The following is a 13,290-nucleotide window of genomic DNA, read 5'->3' as shown; positions in this document are numbered from 1 at the left end:
CGACGAATTGGCGGAAGCGGCGCTCTTCCTCGTCATCCATGGTTTCCCGTCATCGGTCGTCCTCGTCTCGCGGTCGTCTGTCACCTCCTTGGACGTGCGCGGGGTCATGCCGCTATGCCGGGTCCGTCAGAAAAGTTGGAGACCGGGCTGCCGCCCCCGCGCCTCGAACTCCAGCAGTTGCCGCTTGCGGTCGAGGCCGCCGCCGTAGCCGGTGAGGCTGCCGGTGGAGCCGACGACCCGGTGGCAGGGGACGATGATGCCGACCGGGTTCTTGCCGTTGGCCAGGCCCACGGCGCGGGCGGCGGTCGGCTGGCCGAGGCGGTCGGCGAGTTGGCCGTAGGAGAGGGTCTCGCCGTACGGGATGCGCTGCAGCTCGGACCAGACACGGCGCTGGAAGGGGGTGCCGGACATCCGCAGCGGCAGGTCGAACTCGGTCAGCTCGCCCGCGAAGTAGCCGCGCAGCTGGCGGATGGTCTCGGCGAACGGGGCCTCGTCGGGGTCGCCGGGGTCGCCGAAGGTCTCCTCGGCGGGGCGGTGGCGCTGGTCGGTCATGTAGAGGCCGGTCAGGGCGGTGTCGTCGGCGACCAGGGTGAGCGGCCCGTACGGGCTGTCGACGACGGTGTGGGTGCGGGACATGAGGGTTTCTTCCGGCTCCGGATTGCTTGCGGGTTCGGGTGGCTTGCGGGTTCGGGTGGCTTGCGGGTTCGGGTGGCTTGCGGCTTCGGGTGGCTTGCGGGTTCGGGTGGCTTGCGGGTTCGGGTGGCTTGCGGGTTCGGGGTGGTTGCGGGTTCGGGTGGCTTGCGGCTTCGGGTGGCTTGCGGGTTCGGGTTTCAGGCGGGCAGGTGGTTGATGGGGTGGTCGTCGGTGGCCCACAGGTACTGGACGGCGTACGCGCGCCAGGGCCGCCAGCGGGCCGCGTACCGGGTCAGCGCCCCCGGCGTGGCGGGCAGCCCCAGCTCGGCGGCCGCGCGCCGTACCCCGAGGTCCGTCGGGAGGAAGGCGTCCGGGTCGCCGAGCGCGCGCATCGCGATGACCTCGACGGTCCACGGCCCGATCCCGGGCAGCTCGGCCAGGCGGGCCCGCGCCTCGTCCCAGTCGCTGCCGACGCCGAGGGCGACGCGGCCCGAGGCGAGGGCGTCGATCAGCCCGATCAGCGTGGCGCGGCGGGTGCGCGGCATGGCCAGGGCCTCGGGGTCCAGGCCCGCCAGGGCGCCCGAGGTCGGGAAGAGGTGGGTCAGCCCGCCCGCCGGGTCCTCGATCCGCTCGCCGTGGGCGGTCACCAGCCGGGCCGCGTGGGTGCGGGCCGCCGCCGTGGACACCTGCTGCCCGAGCACCGCGCGCACCGCGAACTCGTCCGCGTCCACCGCGCGCGGCACCCGCCGCCCCGGTGCCTTGTCGACCAGCGGCGCGAGGTCGGGGTCGGCGCGCAGCAGGTCGTCCACGGCGGTGGGGTCCGCGTCCAGGTCCAGCAGGCGCCGGCAGCGGCTGATCGCCCCGGCCAGGTCGCGCAGGTCGGTGAGGGACAGCTGGCAGCCGATGTGGTCCGGCGCCGGGCGCAGGGCCACGACCCCGTGCCCGTACGGCAGGCGCAGCGTGCGGCGGTAGGCGCCGTCGCGCCACTCCTCCACCCCGGGCACGGCGGTGGCGGCCAGGTGGCCGAAGAGGTTGTCCGGGCACAGCGGCGCCCGGAACGGCAGCCGCAGGGTCAGCACGCCGGGCGCGGCGGACCTCTCACCGCGCCGGGCCCGCCGGCGCAGCTCGGTGGGGGTGAGCGCGAAGACCTCGCGGACGGTGTCGTTGAAGGCCCGGATGCTGGCGAACCCGGCCGCGAAGGCGATGTCCGCCATCGGCAGCCCGCTGGTCTCGATGAGCAGCCGCGCGGTCTGGGCGCGCTGCGCGCGGGCCAGGGCGAGAGGGCCGGCCCCGAGTTCGGCGCGCAGCTGCCGCTCGATCTGGCGGGTGCTGTAGCCGAGGCGGGCGGCCAGGCCGGGCACCCCGTCGCGGTCGACGACGCCGTCGGCGATCAGCCGCATGGCGCGGGCCACCAGGTCGGCGCGCTCGTTCCACTGCGGGGAGCCGGGGCTGGCGTCGGGGCGGCAGCGCTTGCAGGCCCGGAAGCCGGCCTGCTGGGCGGCAGCGGCGCTCGGGTAGAAGCGCATGTTCTGGGGCTTGGGGCCGACGACCGGGCAGCTGGGCCGGCAGTAGATGCGGGTGGTGACCACGGCGACGAAGAACCAGCCGTCGAAGCGCGCGTCCTTGGCCTGGGCGGCGCGCAGGCACCGGTCGGTGTCGGTATGCATGACGTCAAGCATCGGGCATCGGAGGAGGGCCTGGCTCGCGAGAATCCGACATGGACCTTCGTGGCCCGAGCGCCGGCTCGTCAGGGGCGAGTTGCGGCGAACGGCCAGACCAGAGGCGCTGTGATCGGCATCATGGGGGTGTGACGGACTACGCCGAGATACTGCTTGCCGACGACACCTCCGTACGCCTGGAGCTGGCCCCCGTGCGCGGGGCCGCGCGTGGCGGGCCCGGCGGCGAGGGGGGCGGCCCGCGGCCCCCGAGGCCGGAGGGGACCGGTGGTGTGGGCGGGGTCACCCCGGTGGGGCGCGGCTCACGGACCGCGGCGACGCTGGCCACGGACGCGCTGCGTACGGTGCTGCGGCCGCTGGGCCCGGTGCTCCAGGAGGTGCACGACGCGGTGCGCTCCGCGCCGAACCCGCCCGATGAGATCAATGTGCAGTTCGGGGTGCAGGTGGGGCAGGACCTGAAGCTCGGCATCGTGGGCGCGAACGGGCACGCGAGTCTGACCGTGTCGGCCACGTGGAAGCTGTCGGAGGGCCCGGGGCAGGCGGATTCCGGCTCCGGCCAGGCGGGTGCCGCGCAGTCGGGTTCCGGGCAGGCGGCTGCGGCCCCGGCCGGTCCGGGGCAGGCGGGTCCGGGCGGCGGGCCCGGCTCCGGCCCCGCCGCCTGAGCCGTGGGGTGGTTCCGCCCCTGCGGGCCGGCCGCGCGGCCCGCGGTCTCCGTCCTGGCCGAGGCCGATGGCGAGCCCGCCGGCTCCGGCGTACTGCTGCCCGGACAGCACCTGCTGACCTGCGCGCACGTCGTCAACAGCGCCCTGGGCCGACCCGACCTGCTGGCCGCCGACCACCCGGGCCCGGTCGCGGTACGGGTGCGGATCATCGCCCCCGGGGTCACCGTCGAGCGCGAGGCCGAGCTGAGGGCCTGGATACCGCCGAGAGTGGAGGACGCCGGACTGGGCGGCTACGAGTGGAACGGGGACCTCGCGGTGCTCCGGCTCGCCGAGGCGCTGCCGTCCTCGTTGCGGCCGCCGGTGTGGCACCCCATGACGAAGGCGCAGCGCGTCCGCGCCTGGCACGGCAGCGGCGAGCCGGGGGTCTTCGCCGACGCCGAAGTGACCAGCTGCGACGGCCGGTTCGGATACTTCGACGGGCATGACCGCTCCCTGGATGTCGGCCAGTCCTACAGCGGCGGCCCGCTGTGGTCGGACGACGAGAGCGTCGTGGTCGGGCTCGTCACCGCGAAGCTGGACGTCCACGGCGGCCTCGTCCGCCGCGCCTGGGGCATCCCCTGGCAGCGCGTCCGGCGGGAGCTGGCGGGGGCGGGGCTGGCCCATCTCACCGCGCGGCCCGGCGACGGCGCGCCCGACCACCCCGCCTACCCGGACCTGGTCGCCCTGCTGGACGGGCCGCCGCCCACCTCCGATGGCTGGGCGCGCTGCGGGCGGGCCGTGGCCCGGCAGCTGGGCCTGGGCCACCGCGAGGGCGGAGAGCCGTCGGCCGAGGAGTTCGCCCGGCTGCTGCTCACCCATGAGCGGGCGCTGCCCGCCCTGGTCGCGGCCGTGCGCGCCATCTCCGGGGAACTGGCCGAGGAACTGTTGGCCCTGGCGCGCTCGCACAGGCTGCCACGGCTGCTCTCGCCCCAGGAGTACGAGCGGCTGGTCCGGCTGCTGGACGCGCTGCCCGCGACCGCCGCGGCCAGGATCCCCGCCGCGGTGCGGGCGGCGCTGCCGCTGGCCGCCGTGCCCGCGGAGCTGCTGAGCGGCGGCGGGTCCTGGGCCCCGCTGGTCGAACACCTGGAGGCGCTGCACGGCGACAGCGCGGCCGATCCGTACGGCGGGGTGGCCGTGCCGAGGCTGCTGCGGGCCGTCGAGTACGTGGCGGCGGCCTGCCACCCGGCCGGTGGGGACGGTGGGGACATGAGCGCGGCGCTCCAGGACTGGTGCGGCCGGGTCGCCGCCCGGCTCGGCGTGCCCGGGACGGCTCTGCGGGACCGCCGCAAGGACGCGGCGGAGTGGGCGAAGCAGGGGCGGACGGCCCCGCCGCGCGTGCTGGTGGACCTGCGCGCCGTACCCTCCCGGGATGACGGCCCCGAGCGCTATCGCATGCGGCTGTGGTGCGACGACGGAACCGGCCCGCAGCCGGTGTCGGAGCAGGACCGGCGGCCGCGTACCCCGGGCGAAGTGGCCCGGGAGATCCTGGCGGTCGTCGGTCCGCTGCGCAGGGCGGGCGGGAGTGTGCTCCCCGTCGTCGAGCTGGTCGTGGACCGGGACTCGCTGGAGCTGCCCCTCGACGACTGGGAGGACCCGGACCAGCCGCTCCCCCGGGTGCTCGGCGCCGAGTACCCGGTGGTGGTCAACTGCCCGGAGCTGCGTGAGATCGGCGGCGACGGGATCCTGTCCGACTGGCGGGAGCGGTGGCGGCGGCTGGACAGCGAGGAGCCGCTGTACATCGACGACGAGGCGGCCGAGAGCACCCGGGCCCTGTACGGGCTGCTGATGGAACGGCGGTTCGCGGGGCGGGCGGACATCGTGGCGTCGCGGCAGCGGCGTTCCGCCGCCGTGCAGACGTGCCTGGCGGCGGGGGTGCCCGTGGTGCTGTGGGACCGCGGCGACAAGCCCGGCTCCCCCGCCATGGGTCACTTCGCCGACCGGCACGGGCACTTGCCGGAGCAGGTGCGGATCTACCGCGCCATGGCCCTGCGCCGCCCCCTGACCTGCCCCGGCCGTCCGGTGCTGGCGTGGGCCGACCCTGACCTGCTGCCGCCGGAGGGCGCGGGGCGGCCGGTGCCGGAGGAGGACGAGCGGTCGTACGCGCTGACGGAACTGAAGGATTCACTTTCGTCCGAGCCGGCCTACCGGGTCTCCGAGCCGTCGTCCAGCACCATCCCCATACCCGCCCACGAGTGGGAGCGAGTGCGCCACAAGCAGGGCGCGGTCCGGGGGCTGGAGCACATGTCGGCCGCCGCTCGGGACACCGGCGAACCACCGCCGCCGGACACCGACTGGCCGCCGCCGGACACCGACTGGCCGCCGCCGAACGCCGGCCGGCCGCTGCCCGTGCTGGAGCTGGCAGACCCGACCGACTCCGACCCGGAGGATTTCGCATGGTGACCACATACGACGGCTGGCGGCTGTTCCACGGAGACGGCCGACAGCGCCCGGTGGAGATGCCGCCCGCCCCGCCCTGGCGCACCTTCGGCCCGGTCGCCCCGGAGGCCGACCCCGCGCAGGACCCCGCCCCCGCCCGGCCGTACCTCATCTCGCCGGAACACGCCGACGTGGTGAACGCCGCGCTGCACCTGCGGCGCCCGCTGCTGGTCACCGGCCACCCGGGGACGGGCAAGTCCTCGCTGGCCCGCGCGATCGCCCATGAGCTGGACCTGGGGGACGTCCTGCACTGGCCGGTCAACAGCCGCTCCACCGTGCAGGACGCGCTCTACCGCTACGACGCGATCGGGCGGCTGCGGGAGACCGCGCTCAGCCGCGACCGCGGCGAGGCCGAGCCTCCCCTGGGCAGCTTCGTACGGCTCGGGCCGCTCGGCACGGCGCTGGTGCCGGGTCCGCGGCCGCGCGTGCTGCTGGTGGACGAGCTCGACAAGGGCGATGTGGATCTGCCGAACGACCTGCTGACGGTGTTCGAGGAGGGCGAGTTCGAGATCCCGGAGCTGGCCCGGCTGCCCGAGGAGCAGTCGGTGGTCGAGGTGCTCACCGAGCGCGCGGACGAGCGGGCCACCGTACGGCGGGGGCGGCTGCGCTGCCAGGAGTTCCCCGTCGTCGTGATCACCAGCAACGGCGAGCGGGACTTCCCGCCCGCCTTCCTGCGCCGGTGCGTCCGCCTGGAGCTGCCCACCCCCGACGAGGCCCGGCTGCGGGAGATCGTCACCGCGCACCTGGGCGAGGACGCGCTGGACGACGTGGACCGTCTCCTCGAGACGTTCCTGCACCGCCGCTCCGCCCGCCAACTGGCCACGGACCAACTGCTGAACGCGGTGTTCCTGCGCGCGCGGGGCGTGGACCTGTCGGCGGACGGGCTGCTGGACGCGGTGCTGCACCGGCTGGGTGGGGTGGTGTGACCCGTGGCGGGAGGGGACGGGCGGGGCGGGCCGCCGGGGCAACGGCTCGGGCGGCTGGACGACGCGCTCGCCATCCTGAGGGACAGCGGTGCGCAGCTGTCCCAGGAGCAGCTGCTCGACGCGCTCTGGCTGGCCACCCGGCTGCCCCCGGGCGCGGCCGAGGCGGGCGCGCCGCTGGAACGGGCCCGTACGGACGGCACAGCAGGCACGGCCGACGTGCCCGACACCCCCGCCCGGCCGCCGGGCCCCGCCGACCGGCCCCGCCCCTCCGTACCCGCCGCCACGCCGCCGCCGCCCGGCTCGCCCGGGCCTCAGGCCGAGCCCCCGCAGGCATCCCGGCGCGGCGACAGCAGCGGTCTGTACGGCGCGATCGAGGCGCCGGCCGAACCCGGCGCTCCCCCACCGCCCGCCGCGCGCCGCGCCCTGCCGCTGCGCGTGCCGGAGTCCAAGGCGCTGCCCGCCGAGCTGCCCATCGGCCGGGCGCTGCGCCCGCTCAAGCAGCACCGGCCCAACCCGTTGAAGCGGGAGGTCGACGAGGTCGCCACCGCGACCGCGCTGGCCGAGACCGGCCTGCCCGACGTGGTCACCCGCCCGGCCCGCGAGCGCTGGCTGGATCTCGCGCTCGTGGTGGACGACGGGATGTCGATGCTGCTGTGGCAGCGGCTGGCGGTCGAGCTGCGCACCCTGCTGCAGCGCGCCGGCGCCTTCCGCGTCGTACGGGTCCTGGGCCTGCACACGCGGGGCACCGGCCCGCCGCTGCTGCGCGCCAGGCCGTACGACCCCGACGCACCCACCCTCCCCGTCACGGCGGTGTCCGACCCGTCGGGGCACACGCTGGTGCTGGTGCTGAGCGACGGCGTGGGCGCGGCGTGGCGCGACGGCCGGATGTCCGCCGTACTGGAGCGCTGGGCGGGGCTCGGCCCGACGGCCGTCATGCACGCCCTGCCGCCACGCCTGTGGGAGGGGTCGGGGATCCGGGCGCAGCGCTGGCAGGTGCGCACCCGCAGGCCCGGTTCGCCGGGCACGGACTGGACGGTCGCCGACCCCGTCCTGCCCCCGGAGCTCGCCCGCTTCGACGGCCTCCCCGTGCCCGTGCTGGAGCCGGAGGCCGGGCCGCTGGCCGGCTGGGCCCGGCTGATCGCCTCGGCGAGCGGCACGGCCGTGCTCCCCCTGCTCGCCCCGCCGCGCCCGCGCCGCCCGGCCGCCACGCCTTCCGTCCGGTCCCCCGCTGCCACGCCCGCGGACGAGCTGAGCCGCCTGAGGCGCTTCCGGGAGGCCGCCTCGCCGGAGGCGTACCGCCTGGCGGCCCATCTGGCCGCGGTCGCCCCGCTGCCGGTGCCCGTGATGCGGCTGGTGCAGGCGGCGGTCCCGTGGCAGGCGGAGACGGGGCATCTGGCCGAGGTCTTCCTCGGCGGGCTGATGCGCCCGACCGAGCCCCCGACCTCGGCGGGCCCTGGCCCGTTCCCGCCCCACCACCGCCCCTTCACCTTCACGGACACGGTCCGGCGCGCTCTGCTGGGCGCGGTGCCCGCGCCCGAACTCGACGAGACCCGCGAGCTGATCGGCACCCGGCTGAAGGAACTCGCGGGCAGCTCCCCGGACTTCCCGGCCTGGCTCGCCCACCCGTCGGGCGCCGACCGGCTCCCGGCGCGGGCCCGGCCCTTCGGGGTGATGGATCAGCGGCTCGCGACCCGGTTGGGCGCGCCGCCGGTCGGGAGAGCGGTGCCGCTGCCGGCGCACCGCTGGCGGCCGTTGCGGCCGGAAGACCCGCGCACCATCGGCCCGTACACGCTGCGGATGACCGACCCGTCGGGGTTCTGCGTCACCACCTACGTCGGGGACGAGGACGCGTACGGCGAACAGGTCGTCATCCACACCGCGCTCGCGGCGAACGGGCCGCGGGCGGGCGACCTGCTCCGCGTACAGGCGGAGGCGCTGCGCCGGATGAACGGACGGTACGCGGCCAGGCTGCTGCGGCAGGATCTGGACTGCGCGACTCCGTGGATAGCCGAAGAGCCTTTCATCGCGGAGCGCCTGACCCACGTCCCGCTGAGGGGCGACAGGGACAGGGCGTTCGCGATCGGCCTGCGACTCGCGGACGCGGTGCGGGTGTGCGCCGCGGAGGGCATGGCGCACGGGGACCTCCAGCAGTCCACCGTCCACGTCTCCGATGACGGGCTCTTCCTGACCGGCTGGTCCACGGCCAGCATCGACGGCGTCCCGTCACCGGCCTACCCGAGCCTGGTGCCGACCCCGCAGGACAATGTCCACGAGCTCGCCGAGATCCTGCTGGACCTCGGCGGCGGGGCGCGGCCCGACGACTCCCGCCCGCGCCGCCCCCACCTGTCGCTGTCGCACTGGCGCGGCCCCTGGCGGTCGGTACGCGATGTGGTGCTGGCCGCTCTGGCGCCCGATCCGCGCGACCGGCCAACGGCGCGGGAGATCTGGGAGTGCTTCGAACGGCTCGACGATCCGGCCCAGGCGGGCCCACCCACCCGCGCCGGCGAGCGCGCCCCCGCCACCGCCCCTGTCCGCACCGCCGAGCCCGGCCGGGACCAACGGCCCCACGGCTGGGCCCCGCTGTCGGACGCCGACCCGCGCCGGCTCGGCCCGTACACCCTGCGCTGCCGCGTCCACGCCCGCAGCGGGGCGACCGCGTATCTGGGGCGGACCGCGGACAGCGACGCGTACGCCGTGGTGCGCACCCTGGACCCGGAGTCCGGGCGGCGGGGTGCGGTCACCCGGCTGAGCACGGAAGCGGAAGCGCTGCGCCGGATGGCGGGCCGCTACGCGCCGCGGCTCCTTGCGCAGGACCTCGACACCGAGCCCCCGTGGATCGCCGAGGAGCACGTCCTCGCCGCCGACGGCGCCCCGGCCCGCACCCTGACCGCGCTGCTCTCCGACGGCACGGCCCGCGGCTGGGACGCGCGGACTTCCGCGACCATCGGCCGGCATCTGGCGGAGGCCGTGCGCCGGTGCGCGATCCAGGGGATGGCACACGGCCGGCTGAGCACGGACACGGTGCTCGTCGCCGACCGCTCCGTGAAACTGGTCGGCTGGGATGTGGCTGTCATCGACCCGTCGTTGTGGCGCCGGCTCGGGCGTGGCTCACCCACGGAGGACGTCTTCGCGCTCGGTGAGATTCTGCTGGCTCTGGGTGGCGGCCGGAAGACCACCCGCCAGGAAGTCGTGGGCATGGGGGACCTCGGCCATCCCGAATTCGCCTACATAAGGGGCGTCGAATGGGGCGCGTCCACGGCGTGGCGGGGAGAGACGTGGGGACCGGTGCGCCAGATCGTCGACGCCTGCCTGGACGACCGCCGCCGCAAGCGCCCGACGGCCCGCGAGGTCGCGGACGTCTTCGCCCAGGTCCTCAGCCGTACCGCGCCCTGACCGCGAGGCCCCGCCCCCGGCCGGTGTCCGGGGCGCGCGGCGGAGGGCCTATCGTGTACGGCATGTCGTCCACCGACCTCATCCGCATTGTCTCCCGCTCCTCCCCCATGGCCCTCGCGCAGGTCGAGCGGGTCCGCGCCGAGCTGGCCGCGCTGCGGCCCGGCATCCGTACCGAGGTGGTGCCGGTCACGACGTCCGGCGACCGGTGGATGGGCGATCTGTCGGCGCTCGGCGGGAAGGGCGCGTTCACCAAGGAGGTGGACGCGGCACTGCTGGCGGGCGAGGCCGATCTGGCCGTGCACTGTGTGAAGGACGTGCCCGCCGACCGGCCGCTGCCGGCCGGCACGGTCTTCGCCGCGTACCTCAAGCGCGACGACATCCGCGACGCCCTCATCCACCCGGATGGTCTGACGCTTGATCAGATGCCGGAGGGCGCGCGGATCGGGACCTCGTCGGTGCGCCGCATCGCGCAACTGGCCGTCTCCCACCCGCACGTGCGATGCGTGCCGATGCGCGGCAACGCCAACCGCCGTCTGGAGAAGCTGGACGCGGGCGAGTGCGACGCGCTGCTCCTGGCCGTGTCGGGTCTTGAGCGCATCGGCCGTACGGACCGGATCACCGAGATCCTGCCCGTCGAGACGATGTGCCCGCCGATCGGGGCGGGGGTGCTGGCGCTGCAGTGCCGCGAGGACGACGCCGCGACCATCGAGGCGGTCTCCGGACTCGGCGACGCCGACGCCTGGAAGGAGATCACGGCCGAGCGCATGCTCCTGCATGTGCTCCAGGGCCACTGCAACTCCCCCATCGCGGGCTTCGCGCGGGCCGAGCGCGACGGCCGGCTGTCCCTGCGCGCCCGGGTCTTCAGCCCGGACGGCAAGACGGTGCTGGACGCCCACGAGTGGGCGGGGCCGCTGGACCCGGCCACGCTCGGCACCTCGGTGGCGGTGGCCCTGCTGCGCCAGGGGGCGCGCGAGGTGATCGACACCATCCCGCACTGAGCCGCCATGGGATTCGCGGTGAGTATGGGACAGCGACACGCCGTGGCGTCGGCGTGTCGCTGTCCCATACTCACCGCGAATCCGCTTACGCCCCGGGGATCCGGACCGCCCGGCCCGTGACGCGGCTGCGGTCGTCGTCGGGCGTCAGGTCGACGAGGAGTTGGCTGGGGCGTCCCATGTCCTCGCCCTGCCGGATCTGCACCCGCGTCGGCTCGGTCACCAGCCCGAGCGCCCGCAGATAGCCGCCGAAGGCGGCGGCCGCCGCACCGGTGGCGGGGTCCTCCACGACGCCGCCGGGCGGGAAGGGGTCGCGGGCGTGGAAGTCGAAGCGGTCGGCGGACTCGCGCCACACCAGGTGGACGGTGGTCCACTCGTGGCGGGCCATCAGCTCCTCCAGCGCGTCGAAGTCGTAGTCCAGGTCGGCGAGCCTCTCGCGGGTGGCGGCGGCCAGGACGAAGTGGTCGTTGCCCCCGAAGGCGATGTGCGGCGGGAGGGCCGGGTCCAGGTCGTCCCGGGTCCAGCGCAGGGCCTTCAGCACCTGCTCGGTCAGGGCCTCGTCGGCGGGGCGGGAGTGCGCGGGCGCGCTGGTGAGCGTGGCCTGGGGCGCGGAGCCGTCCCCGTCCGCCCCGTCGGCCAGGGTCGTCGCGACGCGGATCTCGCCCACGGGGGTGTCGAAGACCAGCTCCCCGGGGCCCGTGCGCTCGGCGAGGGCGACTGCCGTGGCGATCGTGGCGTGGCCGCAGAAGGCCACCTCGGCGCGGGGGCTGAAGTACCGCAGCCCGTAGCGGCGCGCGGCCTCGTCCCGGGCGGTGACGAAGGCGGTCTCGGAGTAGCCGACGCGGGCGGCGATGGCCACCATCCGGGCATCGTCGAGCGCCGTGGCGTCCAGCACCACACCGGCGGGGTTGCCGCCGGAGGGGTCGGTGGTGAAGGCGGAGTAGTGCAGGACGTCGTCGGTCCCGGGGGCGTCGGCCTCGGGGGCGGGGGCGGTGGGTGCGGCGGGCGCGGTGTGTGCGGTCATGGAACTACCGTGTCACCGCACCCCCTATCGCGTCCAACGATTGTTTTCGCTTGAGTCCATCGGTTCCCTCGATACCCGAGCCCGCCCGCGGCTAGGCTGGGGTGTCGATGGACACCAGACTTCTCCGCACCTTCGTGACCCTCGCCCGCACCGGCAGCTTCACCGCAGCCGCCGCCGAGCTGCACCTCGCCCAGTCCACCGTCACCGTCCAGATCCGCTCGCTGGAGCGGGAGCTCGACACCCGCCTGTTCGACCGGCTGCCCGGGGGCACCACGCCCACCCGGTCCGGGCGGAGGCTGCTGGAGGAGGCCGAGCGGATGCTGGACGCCGAGGCCCGGCTGCGGGCCGTCGCGGCGGCCGGGAGCGGCGAGGGGGCGGACGGCGCGGTGGAGGGGCAGGTCGCCCTCGGCGCCGGCGAGTCGCTGTGCTCGTCCCATGTGCCCCGGGTCATCGCCTCGCTGCGGGGCACCCACCCGGGGGTGGACGTCCATCTGCACGCGGCCGGCACCGACGCGGCCGTGGAGGGGCTGTCCTCGGGGCGGCTCGACCTCGCGCTCCTCCTGGAGCCCGAGGTCGAGGCGGCCGACCTGGTGGCGCGGCCCATCGCCCACGAGCCGCTGGTGTACGTGGCCGCGCCCGGCCATCGGCTGGCCGGGCGCGCGGCGGGGTGGCCGGAGCTGGCCGAGGAGAGCTTCTTCGTCCACGAGGAGGGCTGCTCGTACAGCGATCGGCTGGTGAGCACCCTGCGCGCGCTGCCCGACGCGCGGCCCCGGCTGACCCGGTTCGGCAGCATCGAGGCCGCCCGTGCCTGTGTGGCGGCCGGGCTCGGGCTCACACTGCTGCCGCGGGCGACCGTCGAGCGCCAGCTGCGGGACGGCCTGCTGGCCGTGGTCGACGGGCCCGTGATGCCGCCCGTACCCGTTCAGCTCACCCGGCACCGCAGGCGGTGGACCTCCCCGGCCGCCCGGCTGGTCGCCGAGGAGCTGACCCGGCTGATCGGCGGATGACTCGCGGATGCCTCACCGATGATCCGGCAGCGACCTCGTATGCCTCAGTGGTCCTCGGCCGCCGGTTCGAGGACGAAGACGGGGATCTCGCGGTCCGTCTTCTTCTGGTAGTCGTCGTAGTCGGGGTACGCCTCGACCGCGCGCGCCCACCACAGGGCCTTCTCCTCCCCGTGGACCTCCCGCGCCGTCATGTCCCGGTTCACGGTGCCGTCCCGCAGCTCGACCCGGGGGTCGGCCACGACGTTGTAGTACCAGACGGGGTGCTTGGGGGCGCCGCCCAGCGAGGCCACCGCGGCGTAGACGCCGTCGTGCTCCACCCGCATGAGCGGGGTCTTGCGGATCCTGCCGGTCTTGGCGCCCCGCGTGGTCAGCAGGATGACCGGCAGCCCCCGCATGGTCATCCCCTTGGTCCCGCCGGAGCTCTCGATCAGCTCGACCTGGTCACGCACCCACTTCTCGGGGCTCGGCTCGTACTCGCCCTGCAGAGGCATGGCTTCCG

10 protein-coding genes are annotated in these 13,290 nt (G+C 75.6%); 6 read left to right on the top strand and 4 right to left on the bottom strand.

Annotation, left to right across the window (positions count from 1 at the left end):
- Window positions 1-126 precede the first annotated feature (126 nt).
- Both ABFY07_RS34340 and ABFY07_RS34335 read right to left on the bottom strand, forming a co-directional pair.
- On the bottom strand, window positions 127-636 hold the full coding sequence (locus tag ABFY07_RS34340) for a methylated-DNA--[protein]-cysteine S-methyltransferase (protein ID WP_346178243.1): 510 nt from the start codon (window positions 634-636) through the stop codon (window positions 127-129).
- Between the two features lie 194 nt (window positions 637-830).
- Window positions 831-2,300, bottom strand: coding sequence for a DNA-3-methyladenine glycosylase 2 family protein (locus ABFY07_RS34335; protein ID WP_065965736.1), 1,470 nt, complete (start codon window positions 2,298-2,300; stop codon window positions 831-833).
- A gap of 140 nt (window positions 2,301-2,440) precedes the next feature.
- On the opposite strand from ABFY07_RS34335, the gene ABFY07_RS34330 reads away from it, so the two are divergent.
- The 5 genes from ABFY07_RS34330 (at window position 2,441) to hemC (ending at window position 10,763) form a co-directional block, all read left to right on the top strand.
- On the top strand, window positions 2,441-2,971 hold the full coding sequence (locus ABFY07_RS34330) for a CU044_2847 family protein (RefSeq protein ID WP_346178242.1): 531 nt from the start codon (window positions 2,441-2,443) through the stop codon (window positions 2,969-2,971).
- A gap of 3 nt (window positions 2,972-2,974) precedes the next feature.
- Window positions 2,975-5,410, top strand: coding sequence for a VMAP-C domain-containing protein (locus tag ABFY07_RS34325; protein WP_346178241.1), 2,436 nt, complete (start codon window positions 2,975-2,977; stop codon window positions 5,408-5,410).
- Window positions 5,404-6,372 carry an AAA family ATPase gene (locus ABFY07_RS34320; RefSeq protein ID WP_346178240.1) on the top strand — a complete coding sequence of 323 codons (969 nt, stop codon included), beginning with the start codon at window positions 5,404-5,406 and terminating at the stop codon, window positions 6,370-6,372. The genes ABFY07_RS34325 and ABFY07_RS34320 overlap by 7 nt, the downstream gene beginning before the upstream one ends.
- Window positions 6,373-6,375: 3 nt before the next feature.
- Window positions 6,376-9,765 (top strand): SAV_2336 N-terminal domain-related protein, encoded by a 3,390-nt coding sequence (locus tag ABFY07_RS34315; RefSeq protein ID WP_346178239.1) that lies wholly within the window; start codon window positions 6,376-6,378, stop codon window positions 9,763-9,765.
- A gap of 62 nt (window positions 9,766-9,827) precedes the next feature.
- Window positions 9,828-10,763, top strand: coding sequence for a hydroxymethylbilane synthase (gene hemC, locus ABFY07_RS34310; RefSeq protein WP_346178238.1), 936 nt, complete (start codon window positions 9,828-9,830; stop codon window positions 10,761-10,763).
- Between the two features lie 85 nt (window positions 10,764-10,848).
- Here hemC and ABFY07_RS34305 read toward each other — a convergent pair whose 3' ends face one another.
- Window positions 10,849-11,784, bottom strand: a complete 936-nt coding sequence (locus ABFY07_RS34305) for a PhzF family phenazine biosynthesis protein (RefSeq protein ID WP_346178237.1) — start codon at window positions 11,782-11,784, stop codon at window positions 10,849-10,851.
- A gap of 107 nt (window positions 11,785-11,891) precedes the next feature.
- On the opposite strand from ABFY07_RS34305, the gene ABFY07_RS34300 reads away from it, so the two are divergent.
- Window positions 11,892-12,791: a LysR family transcriptional regulator gene (locus ABFY07_RS34300; protein ID WP_346178236.1), complete on the top strand. Its 900-nt coding sequence runs from the start codon at window positions 11,892-11,894 to the stop codon at window positions 12,789-12,791.
- Between the two features lie 44 nt (window positions 12,792-12,835).
- On the opposite strand, the gene ABFY07_RS34295 is transcribed toward ABFY07_RS34300, so the two are convergent.
- The gene (locus tag ABFY07_RS34295; RefSeq protein ID WP_346178235.1) at window positions 12,836-13,282 is read right to left on the bottom strand and encodes a nitroreductase family deazaflavin-dependent oxidoreductase; all 447 of its coding nucleotides are present in this window, start codon (window positions 13,280-13,282) and stop codon (window positions 12,836-12,838) included.
- Window positions 13,283-13,290 lie beyond the last annotated feature (8 nt).

The sequence above is a fragment of the Streptomyces sparsogenes subsp. cuspidosporus genome, from assembly GCF_039532705.1.
In the GTDB taxonomy this organism is placed as follows: Bacteria; Actinomycetota; Actinomycetes; order Streptomycetales; family Streptomycetaceae; genus Streptomyces; species Streptomyces sparsogenes.
This window is presented reverse-complemented; position numbering and strand designations above follow the sequence as displayed.